The 25,244-nt window shown below is 41.9% G+C and carries 22 protein-coding genes and 2 riboswitches; of the genes, 13 read left to right on the top strand and 9 right to left on the bottom strand.

Annotated elements, in window-relative coordinates; genetic code table 11:
* Positions 1–16 precede the first annotated feature (16 nt).
* Complete coding sequence (tatC, locus tag RCG24_RS14365; protein ID WP_202654773.1) at positions 17–748, bottom strand: twin-arginine translocase subunit TatC; 732 nt, start codon at positions 746–748, stop codon at positions 17–19.
* A gap of 48 nt (positions 749–796) precedes the next feature.
* Positions 797–1,828 carry a GTP 3',8-cyclase MoaA gene (moaA, locus tag RCG24_RS14360; protein ID WP_306792951.1) on the bottom strand — a complete coding sequence of 344 codons (1,032 nt, stop codon included), beginning with the start codon at positions 1,826–1,828 and terminating at the stop codon, positions 797–799.
* 325 nt (positions 1,829–2,153) lie between these two features.
* Between moaA and RCG24_RS14355 the strand changes: the two genes are divergently transcribed.
* Genes RCG24_RS14355 through RCG24_RS14345 form a run of 3 tightly spaced genes read left to right on the top strand, consistent with a single transcriptional unit; the run spans position 2,154 to position 3,893 of the window.
* On the top strand, positions 2,154–2,618 hold the full coding sequence (locus tag RCG24_RS14355) for a molybdenum cofactor biosynthesis protein MoaE (protein WP_202654775.1): 465 nt from the start codon (positions 2,154–2,156) through the stop codon (positions 2,616–2,618).
* Positions 2,611–2,844 (top strand): molybdopterin converting factor subunit 1, encoded by a 234-nt coding sequence (moaD, locus tag RCG24_RS14350; RefSeq protein ID WP_202654777.1) that lies wholly within the window; start codon positions 2,611–2,613, stop codon positions 2,842–2,844. Before RCG24_RS14355 ends, moaD begins: the two co-directional genes overlap by 8 nt.
* Positions 2,845–2,870: 26 nt before the next feature.
* Complete coding sequence (locus RCG24_RS14345) at positions 2,871–3,893, top strand: MoeB/ThiF family adenylyltransferase (RefSeq protein ID WP_202654779.1); 1,023 nt, start codon at positions 2,871–2,873, stop codon at positions 3,891–3,893.
* A gap of 219 nt (positions 3,894–4,112) precedes the next feature.
* Here RCG24_RS14345 and RCG24_RS14340 read toward each other — a convergent pair whose 3' ends face one another.
* Positions 4,113–4,517 carry a GNAT family N-acetyltransferase gene (locus RCG24_RS14340; RefSeq protein WP_202654781.1) on the bottom strand — a complete coding sequence of 135 codons (405 nt, stop codon included), beginning with the start codon at positions 4,515–4,517 and terminating at the stop codon, positions 4,113–4,115.
* 181 nt (positions 4,518–4,698) lie between these two features.
* Between RCG24_RS14340 and RCG24_RS14335 the strand changes: the two genes are divergently transcribed.
* On the top strand, positions 4,699–6,027 hold the full coding sequence (locus RCG24_RS14335; protein WP_202654783.1) for a radical SAM/SPASM domain-containing protein: 1,329 nt from the start codon (positions 4,699–4,701) through the stop codon (positions 6,025–6,027).
* 253 nt (positions 6,028–6,280) lie between these two features.
* On the opposite strand, the gene pgmB is transcribed toward RCG24_RS14335, so the two are convergent.
* The 5 genes from pgmB to RCG24_RS14310 form a co-directional block, all read right to left on the bottom strand.
* The gene (pgmB, locus tag RCG24_RS14330; RefSeq protein WP_202654784.1) at positions 6,281–6,961 is read right to left on the bottom strand and encodes a beta-phosphoglucomutase; all 681 of its coding nucleotides are present in this window, start codon (positions 6,959–6,961) and stop codon (positions 6,281–6,283) included.
* Positions 6,962–7,055: 94 nt separating this feature from the next.
* Positions 7,056–9,323: a glycoside hydrolase family 65 protein gene (locus RCG24_RS14325; protein WP_308077329.1), complete on the bottom strand. Its 2,268-nt coding sequence runs from the start codon at positions 9,321–9,323 to the stop codon at positions 7,056–7,058.
* A 29-nt stretch (positions 9,324–9,352) separates the two neighbouring features.
* Positions 9,353–10,186: a carbohydrate ABC transporter permease gene (locus RCG24_RS14320; protein ID WP_202654786.1), complete on the bottom strand. Its 834-nt coding sequence runs from the start codon at positions 10,184–10,186 to the stop codon at positions 9,353–9,355.
* 16 nt (positions 10,187–10,202) lie between these two features.
* Complete coding sequence (locus RCG24_RS14315) at positions 10,203–11,417, bottom strand: carbohydrate ABC transporter permease (protein ID WP_202654787.1); 1,215 nt, start codon at positions 11,415–11,417, stop codon at positions 10,203–10,205.
* Positions 11,418–11,510: 93 nt separating this feature from the next.
* On the bottom strand, positions 11,511–12,770 hold the full coding sequence (locus tag RCG24_RS14310; RefSeq protein ID WP_202654788.1) for an extracellular solute-binding protein: 1,260 nt from the start codon (positions 12,768–12,770) through the stop codon (positions 11,511–11,513).
* Positions 12,771–12,878: 108 nt separating this feature from the next.
* On the opposite strand from RCG24_RS14310, the gene RCG24_RS14305 reads away from it, so the two are divergent.
* Positions 12,879–13,658 (top strand): helix-turn-helix transcriptional regulator, encoded by a 780-nt coding sequence (locus tag RCG24_RS14305; protein WP_202655531.1) that lies wholly within the window; start codon positions 12,879–12,881, stop codon positions 13,656–13,658.
* 76 nt (positions 13,659–13,734) lie between these two features.
* On the opposite strand, the gene RCG24_RS14300 is transcribed toward RCG24_RS14305, so the two are convergent.
* The gene (locus RCG24_RS14300; protein ID WP_202655530.1) at positions 13,735–13,902 is read right to left on the bottom strand and encodes a hypothetical protein; all 168 of its coding nucleotides are present in this window, start codon (positions 13,900–13,902) and stop codon (positions 13,735–13,737) included.
* A 111-nt stretch (positions 13,903–14,013) separates the two neighbouring features.
* On the opposite strand from RCG24_RS14300, the gene RCG24_RS14295 reads away from it, so the two are divergent.
* The 8 genes from RCG24_RS14295 (at position 14,014) to RCG24_RS14260 (ending at position 25,185) form a co-directional block, all read left to right on the top strand.
* Complete coding sequence (locus RCG24_RS14295; RefSeq protein WP_374049161.1) at positions 14,014–14,955, top strand: AAA family ATPase; 942 nt, start codon at positions 14,014–14,016, stop codon at positions 14,953–14,955.
* A gap of 1 nt (position 14,956) precedes the next feature.
* Positions 14,957–16,174: a DUF58 domain-containing protein gene (locus RCG24_RS14290; protein WP_202655528.1), complete on the top strand. Its 1,218-nt coding sequence runs from the start codon at positions 14,957–14,959 to the stop codon at positions 16,172–16,174.
* Positions 16,171–18,366 carry a transglutaminase TgpA family protein gene (locus RCG24_RS14285; protein WP_308077328.1) on the top strand — a complete coding sequence of 732 codons (2,196 nt, stop codon included), beginning with the start codon at positions 16,171–16,173 and terminating at the stop codon, positions 18,364–18,366. Before RCG24_RS14290 ends, RCG24_RS14285 begins: the two co-directional genes overlap by 4 nt.
* Positions 18,367–18,401: 35 nt before the next feature.
* A riboswitch (purine riboswitch) is annotated at positions 18,402–18,503 on the top strand.
* A 109-nt stretch (positions 18,504–18,612) separates the two neighbouring features.
* Positions 18,613–20,172, top strand: a complete 1,560-nt coding sequence (gene guaA, locus RCG24_RS14280) for a glutamine-hydrolyzing GMP synthase (RefSeq protein WP_308079191.1) — start codon at positions 18,613–18,615, stop codon at positions 20,170–20,172.
* Between the two features lie 104 nt (positions 20,173–20,276).
* A riboswitch (purine riboswitch) is annotated at positions 20,277–20,378 on the top strand.
* A 107-nt stretch (positions 20,379–20,485) separates the two neighbouring features.
* Positions 20,486–21,811, top strand: a complete 1,326-nt coding sequence (locus RCG24_RS14275; RefSeq protein ID WP_308077327.1) for an NCS2 family permease — start codon at positions 20,486–20,488, stop codon at positions 21,809–21,811.
* 122 nt (positions 21,812–21,933) lie between these two features.
* Positions 21,934–22,878 (top strand): ABC transporter ATP-binding protein, encoded by a 945-nt coding sequence (locus tag RCG24_RS14270; RefSeq protein WP_202655525.1) that lies wholly within the window; start codon positions 21,934–21,936, stop codon positions 22,876–22,878.
* Between the two features lie 14 nt (positions 22,879–22,892).
* Positions 22,893–24,059, top strand: a complete 1,167-nt coding sequence (locus RCG24_RS14265; RefSeq protein WP_202655524.1) for an ABC transporter permease — start codon at positions 22,893–22,895, stop codon at positions 24,057–24,059.
* A complete protein-coding gene (locus RCG24_RS14260; RefSeq protein ID WP_308077326.1) occupies positions 24,052–25,185 on the top strand; it encodes an ABC transporter permease in 1,134 nt (377 codons plus the stop codon). Before RCG24_RS14265 ends, RCG24_RS14260 begins: the two co-directional genes overlap by 8 nt.
* Positions 25,186–25,244 lie beyond the last annotated feature (59 nt).

Raw genomic sequence — 25,244 nt, 5'->3', positions numbered from 1 at the left:
GCCATTTGGCGGGCTTTCAGGTAGCTTGTTCAGTCATAACCAATTTTTGTTTTTGTTTAAATACGATTTTTGAGAGAGAAACGCTTATTTCATAAATAAGAATCAGCGGTACGGCAACGGAAAGATGGGAGATAAATTCTGGCGGTGAGATAAGCGTTGCAATGATTACCAAAATAAAATAAGCATATTTCCGTAACTTTGCCACCGTATAGGGATTGACAATCCCTAAGGATGTCAGGAACATCATGACCAGCGGCAGTTCAAAAGCAATCCCGAATGGCAGCGTAATGTTTATTAAAAAGCTAAAGTATCTATCGGCAGTAAAATTGGTGATCATCATTTCTTTGCCCAAGTTGGTGAGAAAACGTAAAATGTTTGGGAAAATAAAAAAGTATCCAAATGCAATTCCGGCAATAAAGAGCAGGAATAAGGCAGGAATATAACTTAATGCCAGTTTCCTTTCATTCGGGTGCAACGCCGGTTTAACAAATAACCAGATTTGCCAGGCGGCAATAGGGACTGTACCGGCAAATGCAATAATTGAAGCCAGCTGAAAATATACTTTGACCACATCACTTGGCCCTAATACTAGAAGTTTGCCATGATAATCCTTCATTAGGAATAAATAGATATCTTTCGTATACATCAGCCCAATTGCGAAAAAGATCACAAAAGCGACTCCGGTAATGATGATTCTTAAACGTAATTCCTCCATATGTTCAACTAGATTCAATTCTTTTTCTACCAATTTCAATCCCTCTATCTGTAAATATTTTCATAAAGTTGAAAAACTAGTTTAACCACCGATAAAAGACATTTCAATTTTTGGAAGGCTATGAGTTGTTACGGTTTTTCTTTCTTCAGAATATCTATCTGTCCTTTGTGACCAAATATCCATAATTCTATGCCGTAGCTGCTCATCGGTTGCTCCGTTTCGCATAAAATCTCGAAGATTGTGACCGTTTCCGTTAAACAAGCAGGTGTAGATCTGCCCGCTTGCAGATAATCGGGCACGTGTGCAGCTGCCGCAGAAGGCTTCGGAGACGGAAGTGATAAAACCAACAGACATGTTTGAATCTGTATATTGATAGAGTTTTGCAACTTCTCCGAAATATGTCGGTTCGAGAGCTTGGAGTTTAAAATGCCTTTTTAAAATTTCATAGATTTCTTTTTTGGTGACAACATCATCCATTTTCCAGCCGTTTGTTGATCCGACATCCATAAATTCAATAAACCGAAGTTGGATGCCTTCTTTTTTGCAAAACTCAGCCATCGGTATAATTTCCGAATCGTTGACGCCTTTTTTTACTACCATATTGATTTTTATTCCCAAATCCACTGCTTTTGCCGCGGCAATCCCATCGAGAACTGGTTTCGTCCCAATATTTCGTCCGTTTATTTTTCCGAACAATTCATCATTTAAGCTATCAAGGCTAATATTGACGCGTTTTAATCCCGCTTTTTTCAAATCAGCTGCCAGTTTTGCCAGAAGAACCCCATTGGTAGTCAGGCCAATATCCTCCAACCCCTCAATGCTAGAAAGCTTTTCAACGAGACCAGGCAAATCCTTGCGCAGTAAAGGTTCTCCCCCGGTCAACCTGATTTTGGTAACCCCAAGTCCAACAAAAATAGTAGCTAATCGTTCTATTTCTTCAAAAGTTAGCAAGGCCTCTCTCGGAAGGAACACAAAATTAGGCCCAAATTGGTCTGTTGGCATACAGTATTGGCAGCGAAAATTGCAGCGGTCTGTAACGGAAATCCGTAAATCGTGCAATGGTCGATTCCACTTATCAGTAATCATCGTTTTCAATACCATCAACTCCATCATTTAAAAAACAACCTTACATAGAGAAAACTACAATGTACATCCAAGTCAGTAACAATAACATTCCCCACTTATTCTAACCTGAAAATTACTATATTCAACACATTAATAGTGACAGTTCCGAAACAAAAATTTGAAGAAATTATGGCTATTAATTATGTTTTCTGAAAGTTTATCAACTTGAGAAAAAGTCACAAAAGTTTAACGAAAGTTTGAGTACCTTTTGGATATAATAAAAAAAGTATATAACTTCTTAAACAGACTTTTTTACTTGAATTTCCTCTATGAATATGAAAAAGTGGAAAAATATAAAGGAAAGTGGAAACTTATGAACTTTGAAATTTTAAAAGAGCCAATTGATATCCAAACGGTTATTAATAAAGTTATTCAACGGGAGGCCGGTGCGATTACGACATTTATCGGGACGGTCCGCGAATTTACAAATGGGAAAAAGACATTGTTTTTAATCTATGAAGCCTATGAAGAAATGGCCGTGAAAAAGCTTGAACAAATCGGGCGCGAAATTGAAGAACGCTGGCATGGTGCAAAGGTTGCTATCACCCATCGCATCGGTAGATTGGAAATCACTGATATTGCCGTGATAATTGCTGTTTCTACTCCGCACCGCGCCGATGCTTATGAAGCCAATCGTTATGCGATTGAAAGGATTAAAGAAATTGTTCCAATCTGGAAAAAAGAGCATTGGGAAAATGGTGAAGCGTGGATTGGCAACCAGCTCGAGACAGTCAGTTACCCAGCTGGTAAGCCAGAGAAAGGTGAAATGTATGAATAAAGTGTTGTTTTTTGCCCATTTGCGTGATGCTGTTGGCAAAGAGTCGGTGATGATTGATGCCGCTGGGAATACGGTTGCGGAGCTAAAAGCCAAATTAACAAAAGTCTATAAACTGCCAAAAATGGACGTGGTCATGACTGCGATCAATGAGGAATTTGCACAAAATGACGAAATGATCCAGGAAGGTGACACAATTGCCTTCATTCCACCAGTTAGTGGCGGTTGATGACGTATATAGAAGGGATCTTTCAGATGAATGAACGATATTCACGGCAGATTCTTTTTCCGGGAATCGGAAAAGAAGGTCAGGAAAAAATAAGCGGCAAACACGTTCTTATTATAGGTGCAGGGGCGCTTGGTGCAGGAAATGCTGAAGTTCTCGTCCGCTCAGGTATAGGAAAAGTGACGATCATTGATCGGGATTATGTAGAGGAGAGCAACCTGCAGCGTCAGCAGCTTTATACGGAAGAGGATGTGGCCGAAAAGCTGCCAAAGGCTGTGGCAGCGAAGAAGCACCTTGCGATGATTAATTCTGCAGTTAAGGTTCAGGCGCATATTGGTGATGCCACACCTGAGGTGCTCGAAGACTTAACCCGTGGCGTTGACCTCATCATGGATGCTACTGATAATTTTGAAACAAGGATGGTCATCAACGATGTTTCCCAAAAACTCCAGATTCCTTGGATTTATGGGGCTTGTGTCGGAAGTTTTGGCATGAGCTTTACCATTGTTCCGGGAAAAACTCCATGCCTTAACTGCTTATTACGAACAATCCCGTTGCAGGGACTGACTTGTGACACGGGCGGGATTATTTCTCCGGCCGTTCAGATGGTGATTGCCCACCAAACAGCGGAGGCCTTAAAAATTCTTGCCGAGGACTGGGATACCTTAAGGAAGACATTCGTTAGTTTTGATTTATGGCGTAACCAATATACAAGTTTGAAAATGTCAAAAGCCATTAATAAAGACTGCTTGTCATGCGGTAGTAATCCCACCTATCCATATCTGGAACATGAAAATAGAACTAAAACAGCGGTGCTTTGCGGTCGTGATACAGTGCAAATCCGCCCGTCCGCTTCAGGTGAGATCTCACTTGAACAACTTGCACGGCAGCTTTCAAGTCTTGGGTATAAAACAAAAGGAAATCCTTATTTACTATCAGTAGAGCTAGAGGGTCGGGAGCGGATTGTTATTTTCAAAGACGGCCGTGCGCTTATTCACGGCACCAAGGATTTAACCCGTGCTAAGACTGTTTATCAAAAAATATTAGGGTAAGAAGTCGTCTATTATATAATGTATATTTGAAAAATGAGCGAATCGCTCCTTGCACCTACATTAAGTATGGTTGGAGTAGAAGAATGTGTATTGAATGTAAAAGGACTGGGGGGATGTTGTCTCCCCCAAGTCAGAAAGGGCTGAAACGGTGAAAAACTCTCCTTGATTTTCCCCGACGAAGATTCAATATCCAGACACTGTAAAAAAATTTGTGCTTATTTATCGCTTTCTCTTAATAATAAACCCATTATCTACTTGATCGAAGCCGATTCGCGGGTAGTACTCCATGGCAATCGGCGAAGATAGTAGAAGTAACATCACTTCCTCACCAATCTGTTCCTGTAGCAAATTCACTAATTTTTTGCCAATTCCACGTTTTTGGTAGTCACGGTCTACCGCCAAGTCGGATAAATAACAGCAATAGCTGAAATCAGTAATCGCTCTGGCAACCCCGACAAGCTTTTCGCCGTCCCAGGCGGTAAAAGTTAAATCGGCATTTGTAATCATTTTTGCAAGCCTTGGCAAATCGTCAACGGGTCTTTTAATACCTGAAGCCTTAAATAGCCGAGAAAGTTCTTCCGCTGTAATCATTGTGTTTAATTTGTATTCAATTTTTTTAGTCATCAAAATCTTCCTCCTTTTTCAAAAGTTTATCGCTAAACTGAAATTATTTAAACCGTAATTTTTTTCTGTGATAATGTATTGAATTTTTAATCCTGGAGAAATATGATTATTTTTGTGCGAAAAATGAAGATTACAAAATGCACCTTCGAGCAGCTATCAATCAAAAGAAAGGCGATATCCTATGGAGAATAAAATTAGCTATATTCCATCAAGATTTAATGCCATGTCAAAAACAGACGATAATGGGATAATTCTTTTCAATAGTTATAATGGAGCCATTGTCCAGTTTTCGGAGGAAGAAAAGGACCACGTCTTGGCAACACTCAAAAGAGCAGGAACCAATGAATTAGCAACAGATGTTCAAAAAGACCTATATGAAAATGGCTTTTTAGTATCGAATCAGGTTGATGAGAACAGGAGGGCGCAATTTCTCCATCAATCACTACACCGCACTGATGTGATGCACCTTGTCCTCATGCCAACAGAGGCCTGCAACTTTCGCTGTACATACTGCTACGAATCCTTTGCCCGCGGGAAAATGAACCGCGATACGATTGCTGGGCTTAAGGCGCTGGTTGATGCAAAAGCAACCAACCTCTCACAATTAAATATCAGCTGGTTTGGCGGTGAGCCTCTGCTGGCGTTGGATGTCATTGAGGAGCTCTCCCATTCCTTCCTGGCAAGCGCCCGGGAAAACAATATTCACTATGGAGCCGACCTTGTGACGAACGGCTATTTATTAACCAAGGAGGTTTTCCAAAAATTGCTCCTTTGCGAAATTCGGCAATTTATGATTACCATCGATGGCATCGGCGAGGTTCATGACAGCCGTAGACATTTTGCTGGTGGCGGTAAGACCTTTGATACCATTATTGAAAATCTTCTAGCCATTAAAGAGGTAGAGGACCAATTCGAAATGACGATTCGGGTAAACTTCGATGATAGTAATCTCGAAGAAATACCCAAACTGATAAAGTTCTTAAAAAATCAATTTGCCGATGATAACCGTTTTGGCATCCTCTTCAGGCCTGTTGGCAGATGGGGCGGCGAAAATAATGATGCTCTTCCTGTCTGCAGCCGGATTATTGCCAATCAAAAAATCTGGGAATTCTCTGATGAGGCGGTAGCCAACGGTATCGGACTAAGCCCCATGGTCGCTGATTCCTTAATGCCAAGCGGGTCGGTATGCTATGCCGCCAAGCCCCACTCTTTAGTAGTTGCCTCCAATGGGCAGCTTTACAAATGTACGGTTTCGCTTGAAGAAGAAAGAAATCATGTCGGGAAAATAAACAAGGACGGCAGTCTTCATCTGGATTATGATAAAATCGCCCTGTGGGTAACATCAGGTGAAGAAACCGATTCCGTCTGTCAGTCCTGTTTCTACCGGCCGGCCTGTCAGGGTAATCACTGTCCGTATTATCGGATGATGACTGGTGAAAGGCCTTGTCCTTATGAAAAAAGAAGTATAAAAAAGACTTTAAAGCTTATTTGGAAAAATAGTTTAAAATAATGATAGTTTTTTTGAAGGGAGGTGAAATGAATGAAGGTTCTACGTCCGGCAACATCTCCTGTCAGCAAATTAGATTCAGGCAGAATTCACAAGTCTGTACCAGGAAACTTAAAATAAGCAGAAGCGGACAGTGACTACCACTGTTCGCTTTCCTATTTCAGTTTCTGTTACCATTCGAATTTTGCCGAAAGATTTACAGATCATTATAATGGTGCAGCTTATAAAGAAACGCAGAGATTGTGCTGTCTGCGTTTTACTGGTTTGATTTTGCCACAAAAGCATTTAGAATTTCGTCAAAGCGGAGTTCCGTTGTTGAGTGATAAATTAAGTCTGCCTGTGCCAAACGATTTTCATCCCCAATACCAACAGCAAACATTCCGGCAGCCTTGATGGCGGCAACGCCAGCTTCTGCATCTTCAATTCCAATGCAGGTACCCGGATTGATCCCTAATTGTTCAGCCGCTCGTAGAAATATTTCCGGGTCCGGTTTTCCGTTTTGAATGGTGGCGGCATCAACAATTGTATCAAATTCACTGACCAATCCTAACCGGTTTATGACGGTAAAGGCATTTTTACTGACCGAGGCCAGGCCGATTTTAATGCCGTTTTGCTTAATAGCGGTAATAAATTCACGGATTCCCGGGAGAATATCATTAGGGGTAATTTCTTCAATTAAACGGCGGTAATGACTGTTTTTCCGCGCTGCCAGTGTCTCCTTTTCCTGGTTGGTAAACTTATTTTGCTTCCCGCCAAATGCCAGGATTTTTTCCAGTGATTCCATTCGGGAAATTCCTTTCAACTCCTCGTTGAATTCCCTTGTAAAAGGGATCCCCAATTCCTCGCCCAGCGCCTTCCAGGCAAGAAAGTGATATTCAGCCGTATCTGTAATGACACCATCCAAATCAAAAATAATTGCCTTCAGTGGTTGTCCCATAATCATCCCTCCCAAGAAAATTTATTAACCTAAAATGAGAGGCTGTCAGATAGGCCGAATATTGAGCACTAGCCTTTGCCTGACAGCCGATTTGTCAAATTATGATCGGAGTTTCCTTTTCGAGTTGGTACGGCTGATCGTATACCTTGATCGATAAACGATCGCCTTCCAACAGTTTAATGACAGTTTGCTCCGTCATTTTTTCCAACTGAAGCCTGCGCCCTCGGTAATGAAGCAAAAAGCGATAACCTTCCCACTTGCCCGGCAGAAGAGGGGCAAAGGAAATCCCTTCCTCCTTGATGCGCAAGCCGGCAAATCCGAATACGATTGACAGCCATGTTCCGCCCATATTCGCCATATGCAGACCGTCCTTCGTGTTTCCATGGGTATTATCCAAATCCAGTCTGGCCGTTTCAATAAAGTATTGATATGCCTTATCTTTATAACCTAGCTTTGAGGCCATGATGCTGAATATGCAGGTGGATAATGAGGAATCATGGGTTGTGACTTTTTCATAATAATGATAGGAATTGCGAATCGTTTCGAGCGATTGTTCGTCTTCCAGTAAAAAGTGTGCCAATACCGTGTCTGCTTGTTTACAAACCTGATAGCGGTAAATCGTCAACGGATGATAATGTAACAATAGTGGAAATTCTTCCTTTGGCGTGGTAGCTAGATCCCACACAGCCTTCTGCAAAAATGTATCATCCTGGGGATTCAGTTTCCTCACCGGATCATAGGGCAAATACATCTGCTCCGCTGCTTTTTGCCAGGATGCCACCTCTTCAGAAGTCAAACCAATTTTTTCGCAGAGGCGGGTCAGCCGCTCAGGAGCTAATTTTTGCAGCAACTGATAAAACATGACGGCCCATTTCAAATTGTGTTTCGCCATCACATTGGTGTAATAGTTATTGTTGACAATACACGTATATTCATCGGGTCCGGTGACAGCATCAATTTTAAACAAATCCCCGTCAAAATGGCCCGTTTCCAGCCATAATCTTGCCGTTTCAAACAGTACCTCAGCACCGTAATCCTTGAAAAACTTCAAGTCCTCAGTAACCAGATAATATTGGATAAAGCTGTAGGCAATATCCGCACTGATATGGTACTGCGCCGAACCGGACGGGTAATAGGAAGAACACTCTGAGCCGGATATCGTCCGCCATGGATATAACGCGCCTTTCCGGTGCCCCATTTCTTTAGCGTGATTCCGAGCATCATCCAGGATCGAATAGCGATATAACAAGAGCCGCTTGGCAATTTCCGGTTGGGTCATTAAAAAGACAGGGAACATATAGATTTCCGTATCCCAAAAGTAATGACCCTCGTAACCCTCACCGGATAAACCTTTGGCAGAAATATTGGAAAATCGGTCTCTTCCTGTAGATTGAAGCAACGAAAATAAGTTGAAACGGATACCTTCCTGGATTGCTTCATCACCTAAAATGACAACGTCAGATAGCTTCCAAAAATCCTCTAAATAAGCGGTTTGCTCCTGCAAAAAGGATTGAAAGTTTTTTCCAGCAAGTTTATTTTGCCGTTCAAAAGCTGAAGTCTGTAAATTTTCCCCATGTCTTAGTGTATCGACAAAAACGCTTTTTTTCTCAAAAGAAGCCTTGCCGGTGAAATCAAAGGAAAATTCTGATTGGATTGCAGTGGCCGCAGGGTAATCCTTTCTTGTATAAGGTACTTCAAGAGAATACACAGCAGCACAAGCCGTTTTTAACTTTGTATTGGTTGTTTCGCATTCGACAAAGGAAATGGAATCGGATTGTTCCGCATGGGTGACGTGTAATAACTTGGCATGTCCTGAGGCGACACGCGGGTCACTTGTATCAACGAAGTTGGCCACATCGCCATTAACGGTCGAAACAATCCGAATCGGCCCGGAATAATCAAATGAATCAATCTCAACTCTTTGGATAAAGACCTCTTGATCAATAAATGACACAAGTCGTTTGAAGTTTAGCTTTATCTGTTTCCCGGAAGGAGAGCGCCACTCGATAATTCTTTCGGAAAATCCTTTATCAAGGTGAAGATGACGTTCAAAGGAGAGGATTTCTCCCTCAGCAATACTAAAACGTTCCGCCCCAAAGAAAAGTTCAATTGTTTGTGCATCGATAATATTTAATAGCTTTTGTTGTGTATCGGGAAAACCAACGTGTCTTTCCCCATAAGGAATGGGCACGGAATCGTGAAAGGCATTAATGTATGTGCCCCGGATCGACTTTTGACCGGAAGGCAAACCTTCTTCAAAATTTCCGCGCACTCCAAGATAACCATTCCCGGTAAAAAAGATACTCTCATCCACCAGGATTTGCGGGTAGTCTGTATGTGAAGAACTAATTTTCCATGACATGCTGTACACCTCTATCTGTTAACGTAAAATCACTCTTTTACCCCGCCGCTTGTAAGCCCGGATACAATTTGCCGCTGGAAGATCAGGACAATAATCAATGTAGGAATGGTCACAATGACCGTTGCCGCTGATACCTGACCCCAAAGAATTTCAAACTGTGTTCTCAGGAAGGATATTCCGACAGGCACGGTGTGATATTCCGCATTCGGATTCAAGGTAATGGTTAAAAGGAATTCATTCCAGGCAGAGATGAATGTAATAATAGCGGTTGTAAACACACCAGGTGCTGCCAACGGGAAAATAATCTTATAAAGTGTTTGAAAAGTCGTTGCTCCGTCCATTTTTGCCGACTCTTCAAGCGCCCCGGGAATTTGATTAAAATGGGTAACCAAAATCCAAACTGCCATCGGCAGTGTAATCGTGGAGTAGGGCAGAACAACGGCATAGGAGTTGAGCCATTTAAGATTTTCAAATAAGTTGTAAACAGGTCCAATCACGACCATTTGCGGAAACATCGAAACAGCCAAAATTAAGCCAAGCAGGATATTTTTCCCTTTAAAATGGAACCGTGAGATGGCATAGGCTGAAAATGTTGCTACGACAATAATGTAAATAGTGGTAGTTGTTGCTACAATTAAACTGTTTTTAATCGAATTTAAGATATTTTTTTCAAACAGAACGGTAATATAGTTTTGGAGCGTTGGTTCTTTAGGAATGACGCGGAAGGCTCCTGTTCCAAATATTTCACCGGATGTTTTAAAGGAAGTAACAAATACCCAGAAAAATGGGAATACCATTGCAATCAAATAAACAACCACAACGATTCCAAAGGTAATCCAAAGCTTTCGTTTTGATGACTGCATCTTCAAGCCCCCCTCCTTAACTTCTTTCCATTAAGTTTGCGCCTAGGAATTTGACAAAGATGATGGCAATAATTGCGACACAAACAAACATGAGCATGACAATAATGGAGCCGTAGCCAAAGTTTGTCTGGCCAAACATGACCTTATAGGCATAGATCGACATCGTTTCGGTTTCGCCTCCAGGTCCGCCACCGGTTAATACATAGATCAAATCAAATACCCGGAAGGCATCTAAAGTCCGGAATAATAGGGCGACTAAAATCGATGGTTTTAACAGCGGCAATGTCACTTTAAAGAAGGATTGAATTTTTGTCGCTCCATCGATAGATGCCGCTTCATATAAATCTTTTGAAATATTTTGCAGCCCGGCAAGCAAAAGCAATGCCATATAAGGTGTGGTTTTCCAGACATCTGCTAAAATGGTTGAGGCCATTGCACCCGACCCGCTAAGCAGCAAATCTTGGGACTTATCAACCAGACCAACCATCTCAAATAAGTGGGCGATGATGCCACTGCTGCCATTGAACAGATAACTCCACATTAAGGCGGCAACCGCTGTTGGAATTGCCCAAGGAATAAGTGAGGTCGTTCGAATCATCCCCTGGCCAAACATGGCTTTATTTAACACCAGTGCAAGACCCAAGCCTAATACTAGTTCAAGAAAAACGGAAATAATCGTAAACACCAATGTATTGCCGAGAGCAATACCGACTCGGGTGTCGCTCAAAGCCTGTTTGTATCCCTGTAAGCCAATGAAGTTCGAAGGAATGACACATTTTTGTAAATCATTGACTACATGGGGTAAATCGTCCTTATGGATCAGTTTGTATTTTTGATTAAGGGATGTCACTAATTCCTTTGCATTCTTGTGCAATTGCTCGATACTTGTTTTTTCCTGTTTGTTGATTTTGATAACGCCTTTTTCGTTTTTATATTTTTGCGCAACAGAGGAAAGGTCTTTGTTGAGGCTGGCAACCCGGTCTTGATCCCCTGCTGCCTTGATGTTTGGCAGATCTTCATCAAGGAACATCGTGAGATACATCTGCGTTTCATTAAAAAGGCTGGCATTAAACCGTTCACTGAGATACAATCCCGCCTTTTGCTGATTGTTTAGACGATAATCAAAAAAGGTATAGGTGAAAGATTGCACGACTGGCCATAAAGAAAAAATGGCAATAAGCAATAATGTTGGAACGATTAACAACCATTCCTTAACCCCCATTTTTCGCATGTTTTCACCTCATTTTTGTTGAATTGATTGAAAGAAAAAGGAGGCTTTCAATAAAGTCAGCCTCCACTATTCGTATAGTTTAAAATGGACTAATTACTTTGCTTTAACTGCATTTTCAATAGCTGTAACGGCTTCATCAAGACCTTTGCCAGAGCTTAAGTATTTATGTGCTGCCACTTGGATTGCATCAGAGGTCTTAGAGTATTCTGCTGAAACCGGTCTTGAAATCGTATTGGTTAACGCTTTTTGGAAGCCAGGGTAGCTTAATAAGGCGTTTGCCTTTTTAACTTCGGCATTGTCTAGCAATGCATTGTAGCCAGGTAGGTATGCACCTTTCGTGGACATAATTTTTTGTCCTTCTTCGCCAGCGGCAAATTTAATGAATTCCCATGCACCGTCAAGATGCTTCGAATTTTTATTCATACCGAGAAGCCATCCGCCTACAGCGTCACCATTTGGTAGTGGGGCAACGCCAACCTGATCTGTTGTTACCGTAACACCGTCTTCTTTACCTTGGATCCGGCCGAATGCATATGGCCAGTTACGCGCAAATACAGCATTTCCTTGTTCAAAAGCAGTAGCGGTTTCGCCTTCCATATAGTTAAGCAGGTCCTTCGGCTCGAACGATGCTTGAGTGAATTTATACATCGCTTCAAGTCCGCCTTTTACATCTTTATATGAATTGGTAAATTCAGTAGCGTTTACCGTTAACCCTTCATACTGCTTCGATTGATAAACAAAACCGTATTTTGCCTTATTTTTGCCAGCATATTTTTGAGCCATTGTATAAAGGTCATTATACGTATAGCTGCCGCTGTCCAGTTTAGCAGCATCTTCTTTACTTACAATATCTTTACGGTAGTAAAGAATTCCTAAGTCTGGGAAGAATGGCAGTGTATATTGTTTACCTTCAAAGCTTCCGGAAGCCATCGACCCGGCGTTAAAATCGGTCTTTTTCAGGCCGTCTTTATTCATTTGAACATCAATTGGCTGTAAATAGCCGGCACCGGCAAATTCACCGGCCCAGACAACGTCCATTGAGATCACGTCATAGTCGGAAGAACCGCTTGATAAAGAAGTTAATAACTGATCGTGCATTTGGGCGGAGTCGTTGGTCATTTCTGTCCATTCAACTTTGTATTTATCTTGCTTTTTGTTAAATGCGGCAATTAATTCTTTTGTCGCTGGAGTGCTGTCTGCCTGGGCTGCAAATTTTATGACAGTTGGTTTGGCAGAGTTGTTGTCAGCTGGCTTTGTATTATCTTTGTTTTTGTCGCCGCTGCAACCAGTAAGTGCAATACTTGCCGCAAAAGAAAACGCTAACAATTTGGTAAACATTTTTTTGCTATGCATTTCTTTGTTTGCCCCCTTTTATGGTTGATACTTGAATTTTACCTGGTTCAAAATTACAATGATATTAAAAATATGGTATTTTTAACAACTTTTTAAGGTGAAAATATAATGCAGATTAAAAACGACAATATCAGGAGATTTTTTGAGAGTCGAAATGAAAACCTTTTTAATTTTTATTATCATCCCTCTTATACATTGGAGCGGCAATTGATGGATTGCATTACCCGCTGTGACCAACAGGGTGCGAAAGAAGTATTGGATCAAATAAACAGTCTGGAACGGGCCAAACTTGCTGCAGAACCAATTCGTTCTTTGAAAAACTCGCTGATTTGTTCCTGCACCTTATTTACTCGTGCGATCATTCATGGCGGTGTATTACCGGAAGATGCATTCAATTTAAGTGATGTGATGATCCGTCAAATTGAAAAATTGGATACGGTACCAGACTTAATTGAATTTGAGTATGAGATGGTGACCTGTTTTATTGATACCTTAAGAGCAACTGAGAAGTTGGAGTATAATCCGCTAGTTAACAAGGCAATCACCTATATTCACCGTAAAATTATCAGCAATGATTTACTGCTCGAAAATATAGCTGAATTTGTTGGCGTCCATCCGTCGTATCTGTCCAAGATTTTCAAGGAAGCGGTAGGAATGACCATTTCGGAATTCATTAACCGTAAGAAAATTGAAGACTCCAAGTACTTCCTCCTCCATACCAATTTACAGCTTAGTGAAGTTGCGCAAATGCTTGGTTACTGCAATCAAAGCTATTATACTTCCTTGTTTAAAAAATATTCCGGAATGACCCCGGGGCAATATAAAAGTCGTTATTTATTAAAAGAGATCGATACAGGTGCGGAAAATGCAACCTCCTTGAAAAAGTAGATCCTCACATTAAAAGTAAACAAAAAGGATTTTTGTATGAAAAGAAAAGACCTGACCAATAAATGGCCGGGCCTTTTCAAATACAAACCGCTAATAAATGGGGCAAAACCGCTAATAAATACCCTGGAACCGCTAATAAGTCTGGCAAAACCGCTAATAAATCCAATTGGCGGCTTTCTTTTAAGTCAATTGCTGTCAATCCCCCGCTGTTGACAAATAGTTCTCCTCCCATTCGTTGCATCATTGAAAAATATGCGTCCTATTTACAGGAAATTCACAGCAAAATATCGAATATTTAAAGGTATGCATAAATTTGACCACCATCAAGGAGGAAAAGCGTTTGACTCGAGAAAAAATGAATCCCACGATAGAGAAAATCCTCGCAAATATTGAAAAAGTAATGATTGGCAAAAGAGATGTTGCAGAGCTTAGTCTTGTGGCGCTGCTGGCAGAAGGCCATGTGCTTCTCGAAGATGTACCTGGTGTCGGCAAAACAATGATGGTCCGGGCTTTGGCAAAATCAGTCAATGCCAACTTTCGCAGAATTCAATTCACCCCGGATTTACTGCCATCCGATGTAACCGGTGTTTCGATTTATAATCCGAAAAAAATGGAATTTGAGTTTCGTCCTGGTCCATTGATGGGCAATATCATCCTGGCTGATGAAATTAATCGTACTTCGCCCAAAACTCAGTCGGCGCTGCTCGAAGGAATGGAGGAAGCAAGTGTTACGATCGATGGTGTAACCCATAAACTGCACAAACCGTTTTTTGTAATGGCGACGCAAAACCCAATCGAATACGAAGGAACTTATCCATTGCCAGAGGCCCAGCTCGACCGCTTTTTATTAAAAATGAAGATGGGCTATCCCGACCTCCAAGAGGAAGTCGAGGTGTTAAACAGGGCGCAGAAGATCCCGCCGATTGAAGACCTGCACCCGGTCATCGATCTTGATGAATTAAGGGTCCTGCAGCAAGAAATGAAGGACGTTTACGTTGATGATACTATTAAACGTTATATTGTGGAGATCGTGAATCGGACAAGGGGTCATGGCAGTGTCTACCTTGGAGCAAGCCCGAGGGGTTCCATAGCTTTAATGAAAGCGGCGCAAGCATACGCCTATATGTATGACCGGGATTATATTGTCCCTGATGATATTCAGTATTTAGCCCCATTTGTATTATCGCATCGGATCATTTTAAAATCAGAAGCCAAGTTTGAAGGAACATCGGCAGAGAAAGTTATAAACCAAATCGTTGCCCGGGTTCCTGTCCCAGTCCAGAGGCTTGTGAAGTAACATGAAGAAGTTATTACCTTTGCTTAAAAAAGTTTGGAAGTTTATCCTGCTGTTTTTGCTGATTCTCCTAACTTTTTCTTATGCGATGTTTCAGGGAGGATTTGTCAGCTGGTTCTTGTTTTATAGTTTTTTGCCATTTGCCATTTACAGTACGGCCTTGTCCCTTTACCCATTAGGAGGACTTGAGATCAAGAGGGTGCTGCCGAAAACGGATTACAATGCCGGGGAAACCTTAAAGGTTTCCGTCCACATCAAACGGCCAGACCGATTCCCGTTATTTTACCTGCTGATTGAAGAAAAATTAGAGGGTACGCTTGTGTCGGTCCAACAGTCAAAAAGTACAAAGGCCCTGTTATTTCCCGGCTTCCAAAGGGAATTTTCCAATGAATATATCATCAAAGAATTACCTCGCGGGGAACATTCTTTTCGCTGGTTTACGGTAAAAGTTGGTGACCCGCTCGGTTTGTTTGAAAAAGAAAAGCAATTTGCTTTAGAAGAAAAAATTATTGTTTACCCAGCCTACAGCGAACTTGTTTATCAACATTTTGAAAACCAATTTGACCAAGGATTAACGGCATCAAGAGAACGGGTTCAGCGTGATACGACAATTGCCGTCGGGGTAAGAGAGTATCAACCGGGGGATCGTTTTTCTTGGATTAACTGGAAGGCGACAGCGAAGCGGAACGAGTTTATGACCAAGGAATTTGAGCAGCGGCAATCTCATGATGTATTCATCGTGATGGATTGTGTACCCGATCCGCACTTTGAAACGGTCGTCTCCTTTACTGCGTCACTCATTAGGGCGGTGTTAAAAAAAGGGGCGCAGGCAGGTTTATTAACCGCCAGCAAAACCAATAATTCCTTTCCAATAAGAGGCGGGGAATCTCAATTGCAGGTGCTCTTCTATCATTTGGCGAAAATTGAGGCAAAAAGTAATCTATCACTCGATAAAGTATTGGAAACAGATAGCTTTTCTGTCCAACAAACTGTCTCGTTCATGCTGGTTACGGCACAATTAAGCAAAGGGCTGATTGAAAAAGCGAGCTTTCTTGGACGGCGAAAAGGTGCAATCACGCTTTTTCTTATCAAACATCAGCAGGAGACACCAATGGATGAAGAACGGTCACTTATTTCCGTTGCCAATGCCCGCGGAGTCCGAATTGTCATGGTCCATGAAGGTAATTTTGCGGCTGCCTTTTCGGAGGTGAGCGGACGATGAGGAAACGGGATTTTCCAACATTGTTATTATATGTCCTTAGTTTTTTACTTTTATGGGAATGGCTTCGACCGATTGAGCAATTAACGGATACTGATAATATTGAAGTCTTTATTTTGTTTTTGCTTGTCTCCCTTGCCTTATCCTACCTAAAGTTGAAATGGATCTGGAAATTTATTATTAAAAGTTGTTATATTCTTATCTTTTTACATCACTTTTACTACGAAGGAAGCCTTTTTCAGTTTAGCTGGCTGTCTTCTTTTATAGCCAACGTCGTTAATAATGTTGGTTTATTAGCTGCAAGAAACTGGGGTGACCTATCAGATGAGTTCCGTAGCTTCTTGTTTTTTATTCTTCTCTGGCTCATGGTGTACTTAATTCAATATTGGCTTCTCCGGCAGCAGCAAATATTTATCTTTTTCTTTATGACCCTCATTTACATCACGGTTTTGGATACCTTTACGAATTATGAGGCTAAATTTGCGATTATCCGGACGGTGGTGGCCGGCTTCACAGTGATGGGTATGCTGGCGTTTTATCGAATCCTACAGCGGGAACAAGTTGACAGTAGCCCAGCTTTTTTAAAAAAATGGATGGTGCCGCTGGCGGGAATGATTGTTTTTAGTGTTGTTGTCGGGATCGTATCGCCGAAAGCTGCGCCAATTTGGCCGGATCCGGTTCCGTATTTGAAAGCTGTAAAAGAAGGCGCTGGTACCACTAGCGGCCTAGGTCCGCATCGAATTGGGTACGGAACGAATGATGATCGTCTGGGCGGCCCGTTTATTGGTGATGACAGCACGGTGTTCTTGGTTGAGGCAACAGGGAAACATTATTGGAAGGTTGAAACAAAGGACATATATACAGGTAAAGGCTGGATACCTTCGGGCTCAACCCCGATTGAATTCCGTGAAGGAGACTTTGTCCCGGTCTATTCGATTCCCGGAACAGTCGAGCGGCTTCCGGAAACAGCGAAAATTTTACCTGCTGAAACGAAACATCCTCTTATCGTTTATCCAGCGGGAGTCCAGAAATTACGAGATATTAAACCGGTCAGCCCATATGAAGGTCTAATTCAAATTGATACAACAGTGGAAAGAATTAAGAGCTTTGAAACGGAAGCATACACAGTTGATTTTAGCGTTCCAAAATATAAAATTGAAGACTTAAGAAAAGCGACCGGATTTAATTCTGGGGAAATGGGGTTGAAATTTTACCAAAGGTATACCCTGCTGCCAAAGAATTTGCCGCCAAGAATCAAACAGTTAACCGAGGAAATTACCAAGGGGAAGAAGAATTGGTTTGATAAGGCGCAGGCGGTTGAAGACTATTTTGGCCGAAATGACTACACGTATGATCAAAAAAAAGTTGCCTTACCAGGAAAAGATATTGATTATGTCGATCAATTTTTATTTGAAACAAAGCGTGGCTACTGTGATAATTTTTCTACCTCGATGGCTGTAATGCTACGGACCATTGGAATTCCAACGCGCTGGGTGAAAGGATTCACCGGTGGCGAATTCATGAAATATAATCTGAAAGACGGGACGAAGCGGGTCTATAAAGTGACCAACAATAACGCCCATTCGTGGGTTGAAGTGTTTCTGCCGAATCAAGGCTGGATCCCGTTTGAACCGACGAAAGGGTTTACCAATGAAATAAGGATTGATTATGGATCCAATACATCAACTTCAAATACCCAACGGGCAGAACCTGCGCCGGTACAAAAGCCGAAAGTTCCGCCGAAGGAGGATTCAAAACAGACAAGCGCCGGCGAGAAAGGCTTTGATTTCAAACTGGTGTGGTTAAAATGGAAGTTCTTTTTCAAAGCAAATTGGAAATGGTTTGCTCTTTCTCTTACAGGGCTGGCTGCACTGATTGGAATACTCTATCGAATTCGCGGCAAGTGGGTTCCCTATTTGTTATTACTCCATTATCGCTTTAAGAAAAATGATGAAACGATCGGCAAGGCTTACTTAATTTTATTAAGGCAATTGGAGCGCTACGGTCTAAAACGCCAAAAGAACCAAACGTTACGAAATTATGCCCGCTATGTTGACCAATTTTTCTCAACAAGGGAAATGACCCGGCTGACGAGCTATTATGAACAGTATTTGTACCATAAGGATTTACCGGAAGGCGGGTGGCAGGAAACATGTGAATTGTGGGAAAATTTAATCAAAAGGACAATTGCTTGACCGGAATTTCACCCTATTGATAAAATATGAAAGAATTTAATCGATATGTTTACCTTCATATATCCTCAATAATAAGGTTTGAGAGTCTCTACCGGGCCGCCGTAAATGGTCTGACTATGAAGGCGGAATTTAGTTCGCGCAATTGTTTACGAGAAAGCTAGAATTCTGCCTTCCTAATTTGGCACGGAGAGGAATTCTAGCTTTTTTGTTGTTAAGTATTTCAAATTGGGTAAAAATAAAATCATTATGAATGAAGAGGTGGCACTTTTGTCTGGAAAACAGGAAATGATTGTCGTATTAGATTTTGGTAGTCAATATAATCAGTTGATTACACGCCGAATCCGCGAGTTTGGTGTGTACAGCGAGCTCCACCCGCATACCATCACAGCGGAGGAAATCCGTCAAATGAATCCAAAAGGAATAATCTTCTCAGGCGGACCGAACAGTGTGTACGATGAAAATTCATTTCGCTGTGATGAGGCTATTTTTAACATGGGTTTGCCGATTCTCGGAATTTGTTACGGCATGCAATTGATGACCATTCACTTGGGCGGTAAAGTTGAAAAGGCCCAGCAGCGCGAATATGGAAAGGCCACCATCGAGATTCAAACAGAGTCACAACTGTTTGCCGGTCTGCCAAAAGAACAGGTTGTTTGGATGAGCCATGGCGATCTCGTTGTTGAACCGCCTGAAGGATTTACAGTTGAGGGGATCAGCCCGTCCTGTCCGATTGCAGCGATGAGTAATGAGGACAGGAAGTTTTATGCCGTGCAGTTTCACCCAGAGGTCCGGCATTCTGTTTATGGTAACGAGCTCTTGAAGAACTTCGTCTTCAATGTTTGCGGTGCAAGCGGCAATTGGTCAATGGAAAACTTCATTGAAATGGAAATGGCGAAAATTCGTGAAACTGTTGGCGATAAAAAAGTTCTTTGCGCTCTGAGCGGTGGGGTCGACTCATCGGTTGTTGCTGTATTGATTCATAAAGCAATTGGCGATCAGCTGACATGCATTTTTGTTGATCATGGGTTACTGCGGAAAAACGAGGCGGAGAGTGTCATGAAGACGTTTGCCGAGGGCTTCCATATGAATGTTATTAAGGTTGATGCGAAGGCCCGCTTTTTATCTAAACTCGAGGGTGTTTCTGACCCTGAGAAGAAACGGAAAATTATCGGTAACGAATTTATTTATGTATTTGATGATGAGGCAGCGAAGCTTGAAGGAATTGACTTTTTAGCACAAGGTACGCTGTATACAGATATTATCGAAAGCGGTACGGCAACCGCGCAGACGATTAAGTCGCACCATAATGTCGGCGGACTGCCGGAAGATATGCAGTTTCAGCTGATTGAGCCGCTTAACACATTGTTTAAAGATGAAGTCCGTGCGCTTGGAACGCAGCTTGGTATTCCAGATGAGATTGTTTGGCGTCAGCCATTCCCGGGGCCGGGTCTGGGGATTCGGGTCTTGGGTGCGATTACTGAAGACAAGCTTGAAATTGTCCGCGAATCCGATTGGATTTTGCGTGAGGAAATAAAAAAGGCAGGTCTTGACCGCGATATTTGGCAATATTTCACCGTGCTCCCGGATATCCGCAGTGTTGGCGTCATGGGTGATACGCGAACGTATGATTATACGATCGGCATTCGGGCAGTCACCTCGATAGACGGCATGACTTCAGATTGGGCAAGGATCCCATGGGATGTACTTGAGGTTATCTCAACAAGGATTGTCAACGAGGTTCCCCACGTCAATCGGGTTGTCTACAACATCACTAGCAAGCCGCCGGCAACGATTGAGTGGGAATAAGTAAAGCATTAATCAAAAATACGAACGATTTAATTATTAAAGTTAAAATCGTTCGTATTTTTTGTTGACGAATCATTCATTCCGAGTTAAGATAAAGAAGAAAAGAAAATACTGTCGATTTACGTCGTATAAATTTGGGAATATGGCCCAAAAGTTTCTACCAAGCCACCGTAAATGGCTTGACTACGGGGTAGCAAATAGAAGGGGTAAGTGATTCTTTCCTCTCTATTATAAATCCCTAAGTCAATGCTCTGGTAGAGATCTCCAGAGTGTTTTTTGTTTTTATAAAGATAGATTAACAGGGGGAAAGAAAATGCAGAAGTATTTTGAGTTTGAAAAGCTGGGTACAAACTATCGTCGGGAGATTATTGGCGGCTTCACCACATTCTTAGCCATGGCCTATATCCTGGTTGTCAATCCATTAACGTTATCGCTGGCTTCAGTCAAAGATTTTCCAGATGCACTTAGAATGGATCAAGGTGCTGTCTTTGTCGCAACTGCCTTAGCATCCGCTCTGGGATCCATCATCATGGGGCTGATCGGTAAATACCCGTTGGCACTGGCGCCGGGGATGGGGCTGAATGCGTTTTTTGCTTTTTCCGTCGTTCTTGGCAGCGGGGTTCCATGGCAGCATGCTCTTGGTGCGGTATTCATTTCCGGGGTCTTCTTCTTTATTCTGACATTAACAGGTTTGCGTGAAAAAATTATTAACGCCATTCCACTTGATTTAAAATATGCGGTCGGTGCCGGGATTGGTTTATTTATTACGTTTGTCGGTTTACAAAGTGCCAAGATCATTGTCAACAATGATGCCACACTTGTCGGATTAGGTGACTTAACTTCACCAGAACCGCTGCTGGCTATTTTCGGTATTTTGATTACAGTTATTATGATGACACGCGGCATTAACGGTGCCGTATTTTACGGGATGGTGATTACAGCTATCGTTGGGATGGTTTTTGGCGAAATTAAAGTGCCACATCAAATCGTCGATCATGTTCCAAGTCTTGCACCAACCTTTGGGGCCGCCTTTTCATCCTTTAGTGACAGCTCATTCTACACGACAGCGATGCTTGGAATTATCTTAACATTCTTGTTTGTTGACTTTTTCGATAATGCCGGAACACTTGTGGCGGTAGCGGGACAAGCCGGATTAATGAAGGATGGCAAGCTGCCAAGGGCAGGCAGAGCCTTAATTTCCGACTCCATTGCATCATTTGTTGGGGCAATTTTAGGGACATCAACCACAACCTCCTTTGTTGAGTCTTCGGCAGGGGTTGCTGCAGGTGCGAGAACAGGATTTGCGTCATTAGTAACGGCCGCATGCTTTATTTTAGCACTATTCTTCTTTCCTTTATTATCGGTCATTACTTCTGCAGTAACGGCACCTGCGTTAATCATTGTCGGGGCATTGATGGTAGCGAATTTAGGAAAAATTGACTGGACGAAGTTTGAAATTGCGGTCCCGTCGTTTTTAACGATGGTAGCAATGCCGTTATCTTATAGTATTGCAACCGGAATTGCGATTGGCTTTATCTTCTATCCAATTACCATGCTGGTAAAAGGCCGTGTTAAAGAAATTCATCCAATTATGTATCTGTTTTTCGTTATCTTTTTGTTGTATTTCACCCTTAAATAAAGAAGAAATAGGCTGTTGGGACTATAGTCCTGGCAGCCCTTTTTTTACGAAAAAATGGTTATTTTTTCATATGTTTATTGTATGATTAAAGGCGAACGATGATACAGGAGGTGTTGTTCAAGATGGATTTACTGACGGTACGAGATTTACGAAAAAGCTTTGGCCAGTTTCAGGCGGTAAAGGGAGTGTCGTTTACTGTGAAAAAGGGAGAGTCCTTTGGATTGCTTGGCCCAAATGGTGCCGGGAAATCGACAACGATCAATATGATTACCGGCTTGTTTCCGCCAACATCGGGGGAGATTCTTTTAAGCGACGTTAATGTCGTCAAAACACCGAAGCAGGCGCAAAAGTGGATTGGCGTTGTTCCGCAGGAAATTGCCCTTTATCAGGACATGTCCGCCAGGGAAAATTTGAAGTTTTGGGGCAGGTTGTATGAACTCGGTGGTAAGACCCTACATAACAAAGTCGATGAAGTCCTCGAAATCATTGGGCTTTCGGACCGAGCCAAGGATAAGATTACTACTTTTTCCGGCGGCATGAAGCGGCGTGTGAATATTGGGGCTGCCATCTTACACAATCCCGAGCTGTTAATCATGGACGAACCCACAGTAGGAATTGATCCGCAATCAAGAAATCATATTTTAGAAACGGTCAAGCGACTAAACGAAGAAGGAATGACGATTATTTATACAAGTCACTATATGGAGGAAGTGGAATACCTCTGTGAACGGATTGGGATCATTGACCATGGCGAAGTCATTGCTGAAGGAACGTTAAAGGAACTAAGGCAAAAAATTGAAGACCGTTCGCGAATGAATTTAACACTGGAACATACTGAAGGGAATATAAAGCGAATCACCCCAGTATTAATGAGGCTATTTTCCGAAAAAGATTTTCAGATCCAGGATAATCAGCTTACCGTATTCCATAAACAGCCGCAAATGATTTTAAGTGAATTAGTCCAAGCGGTTACCGAAACGGGAACAAGAATTACCTCCGTCGATATTGTTGAGCCGAATCTGGAAAGTGTATTTTTGCATTTGACTGGTCGCAATTTAAGAGATTAATAGGGGGTGAGCTTGTGGGTTTCTGGTGGCTGGCGTGGAAGGATTTATTACTGATTATTCGTGATCGCAAAGCATTTATTACTCTTATCCTGATGCCGTTATTATTAATTGCCATTTTAGGGGCGGCGTTTGGAAATATGATGAAGGATGAAGATGTAACGATTAAGAAATTCACCCTAGGGGTCGTGAATCAAGACAATGGGGTGCTAAGTAAAGTACTAACGGAAGAAGTGCTGGCGAAAAATATGTCAGATCAAATAAAAATTAAATTTTTTCAAGAACGGGAATTACAAAATAACATAAGAGACCATAAACTCGATATTGGTATCATTATCAAGCCTGACTTCACTTCTGCTTTATTTTCCGGAAAAGAAACAAAGGTAAAGCTGTTATCCGTCCCGGATCCGGGAATTAAACCGGTGATCGTCCAAAGTGTTATTGAGCAATTTGCACAAATGATTCCGGTTCAAGCAATTTCCGTTAGTCAGCAGGGAAAAGCGAGGCAGCAAAACGACTTCCTCAAGACAGAGAACCTCTTCAAAGAATCCACTGTTAGCAAAAAGACAAAACCGGTTGGTTCCTTCCAATATTATGCGGCAGCAATGGGCGTCATGTTTCTGCTGATGACCGTCGTTCAAGGAGTTACCATGATGATCCGGGAAAAAGAAGAAACGGTTTACCAGCGGTTATTCCTGACGAATTTAACTTACTCGCATTATCTTATTGGAAAAATGTTGGGTTTGATTATACTTTGTTTAATCCAGGCATTTATTATCATTATTGGCACATCTTTAATATTTGGGGTAAATTGGGGGCCATCAGTACTGGGGATTATTACGATGACAATTGCTTTTGTCATTAATGCCTGCGGTCTTGGAATGATGGCCGGTGCATTAATTAAGACGGAAAAGGGCTTTAATGTCGGTGGGATGCTGGGAACACAAATTATGGCTGCCCTGGGAGGAAGCATGGTACCATTGTACATTTTTCCCGACTGGGTCGTATCAGCAACGAAATTTATCCCTAACGGACTGGCGCTACAATCATATTTAAAACTGATGTCTGGTGCAACATTTACGGATATCCTCCCTGCAGTTGCCGGATCAATTGCCTTGGGTAGCTGCTTTTTTGCCATCGGTTTGATTTTCCTCACTTTTGAAAGGAGAGGGAAGTATGCGTAGAATGTTGCCAATCCTATTATTAAATCTTAAAAATTTCTTTAAAACACCGGGGGCAATTGTGCTGATGTTTGTGATGCCAGTCGTATTTAGCTGGATTTTTGGCGGTATGTCGGCAAATTCGGAAAAGAACCAACCGGTTGTCAATATTGTCGCAGGCAAATCCGAAATAAATACCCAAATAATAAAATTACTGAAAAAAGATCAGCATTTTAAATGGGAAACAGTATCGTTGCAAAATGCCCAGAAAAATGTTTCCAATGAAAAAGTCGTTGCTGCCATTGTGATTCCGGACAATATCGAAAAACAGATAGAGAACCAAGATTCCCTATTTGATGTCGTGCTCGAAAAGAAAACTGAAGATTATCTGGCATTAGCCCCCTATTTAGAGGGAACAGCACGGTTAATAAACAGTTCCTATCATGCTGTGGAAAGGCAGCAGAATCCGGACTTTTTAACAGTATTAGCCGCAGTTGCCCAGCAAAAAGGTGTTGTTGTCGAAAAACAAACGGTTCAGAAGAAGACGAAAACGAACAGCGGTGTTCAAATCAATTTAATGGTTGTTGGGTTTTCAATTATGTTTATGATGTTTGGTCTATCCGGTGCAGCCTCGACAATTCTTGATGAGCGAAAAGAGGGAACTTGGGGAAGGTTATTGATTTCTCCAGCCCGCAAACATGAAATTATACTTGGATATATTTTGGCTTACTTTGTGATGGGATGGATCCAATTTGTGGTTCTGTTAACGGCGATGAAGTTTATGTTTGACACCAGCTGGGGGGAACTTTCTTATTTGATCCCATTTGCTTCGCTTGTGATTATTACGGTTGTTGGCTTTGGACTGATGATGGCCGGATTGGTAAAAACAAAACAGCAGGCAATGGCTCTGAATGCCATACTGATTGTCAGTACTTGTATGCTGGGAGGTGTTTACTGGCCGCTTGATATCGTACCCGTGTTCATGCAAAAAATAGCCTTAGCAGTGCCGCAAAGCTGGGCAATGTCAGGGTTTAAGGAAATTATGAGCGGCAGTCTCGATAACGGAATTATTATGAAGGATACATTAGTGTTATCAGCCTTTTCAATTTTGTTCTTTATTATAGGACTGCGAGGAATAAAATTTGAGTAATTTAATTTTACTCGTTTGACTTTTAGGGAAGAAGATTTTTGATCAAACTGCTATCAATT

The organism is Neobacillus sp. OS1-32, from assembly GCF_030915425.1.
Taxonomy (GTDB): domain Bacteria; phylum Bacillota; class Bacilli; order Bacillales; family Cytobacillaceae; genus Neobacillus; species Neobacillus paridis.
Note: the sequence above shows the minus strand (reverse complement) of the source record. Positions and strands in the feature narration are given on the sequence as shown.

What these genes read in the sequence shown, in the direction of transcription:
- RCG24_RS14345 (WP_202654779.1), top strand. Translation starts at nt 2,871, where the DNA reads ATGAATGAACGATATTCACGGCAGATTCTTTTTCCGGGAATCGGAAAA.
- RCG24_RS14315 (WP_202654787.1), bottom strand. Translation starts at nt 11,417, where the DNA reads ATGCGAAAAATGGGGGTTAAGGAATGGTTGTTAATCGTTCCAACATTA.
- RCG24_RS14295 (WP_374049161.1), top strand. Translation starts at nt 14,014, where the DNA reads ATGAATCCCACGATAGAGAAAATCCTCGCAAATATTGAAAAAGTAATG.
- RCG24_RS14275 (WP_308077327.1), top strand. Translation starts at nt 20,486, where the DNA reads ATGCAGAAGTATTTTGAGTTTGAAAAGCTGGGTACAAACTATCGTCGG.
- RCG24_RS14290 (WP_202655528.1), top strand. Translation starts at nt 14,957, where the DNA reads ATGAAGAAGTTATTACCTTTGCTTAAAAAAGTTTGGAAGTTTATCCTG.
- RCG24_RS14285 (WP_308077328.1), top strand. Translation starts at nt 16,171, where the DNA reads ATGAGGAAACGGGATTTTCCAACATTGTTATTATATGTCCTTAGTTTT.
- RCG24_RS14320 (WP_202654786.1), bottom strand. Translation starts at nt 10,186, where the DNA reads ATGCAGTCATCAAAACGAAAGCTTTGGATTACCTTTGGAATCGTTGTG.
- RCG24_RS14355 (WP_202654775.1), top strand. Translation starts at nt 2,154, where the DNA reads ATGAACTTTGAAATTTTAAAAGAGCCAATTGATATCCAAACGGTTATT.
- RCG24_RS14300 (WP_202655530.1), bottom strand. Translation starts at nt 13,902, where the DNA reads ATGATGCAACGAATGGGAGGAGAACTATTTGTCAACAGCGGGGGATTG.
- pgmB (WP_202654784.1), bottom strand. Translation starts at nt 6,961, where the DNA reads ATGGGACAACCACTGAAGGCAATTATTTTTGATTTGGATGGTGTCATT.
- moaA (WP_306792951.1), bottom strand. Translation starts at nt 1,828, where the DNA reads ATGATGGAGTTGATGGTATTGAAAACGATGATTACTGATAAGTGGAAT.
- RCG24_RS14340 (WP_202654781.1), bottom strand. Translation starts at nt 4,517, where the DNA reads ATGACTAAAAAAATTGAATACAAATTAAACACAATGATTACAGCGGAA.
- RCG24_RS14260 (WP_308077326.1), top strand. Translation starts at nt 24,052, where the DNA reads ATGCGTAGAATGTTGCCAATCCTATTATTAAATCTTAAAAATTTCTTT.
- moaD (WP_202654777.1), top strand. Translation starts at nt 2,611, where the DNA reads ATGAATAAAGTGTTGTTTTTTGCCCATTTGCGTGATGCTGTTGGCAAA.
- guaA (WP_308079191.1), top strand. Translation starts at nt 18,613, where the DNA reads ATGAATGAAGAGGTGGCACTTTTGTCTGGAAAACAGGAAATGATTGTC.
- RCG24_RS14270 (WP_202655525.1), top strand. Translation starts at nt 21,934, where the DNA reads ATGGATTTACTGACGGTACGAGATTTACGAAAAAGCTTTGGCCAGTTT.
- RCG24_RS14335 (WP_202654783.1), top strand. Translation starts at nt 4,699, where the DNA reads ATGGAGAATAAAATTAGCTATATTCCATCAAGATTTAATGCCATGTCA.
- RCG24_RS14310 (WP_202654788.1), bottom strand. Translation starts at nt 12,770, where the DNA reads ATGCATAGCAAAAAAATGTTTACCAAATTGTTAGCGTTTTCTTTTGCG.
- RCG24_RS14325 (WP_308077329.1), bottom strand. Translation starts at nt 9,323, where the DNA reads ATGTCATGGAAAATTAGTTCTTCACATACAGACTACCCGCAAATCCTG.
- RCG24_RS14305 (WP_202655531.1), top strand. Translation starts at nt 12,879, where the DNA reads ATGCAGATTAAAAACGACAATATCAGGAGATTTTTTGAGAGTCGAAAT.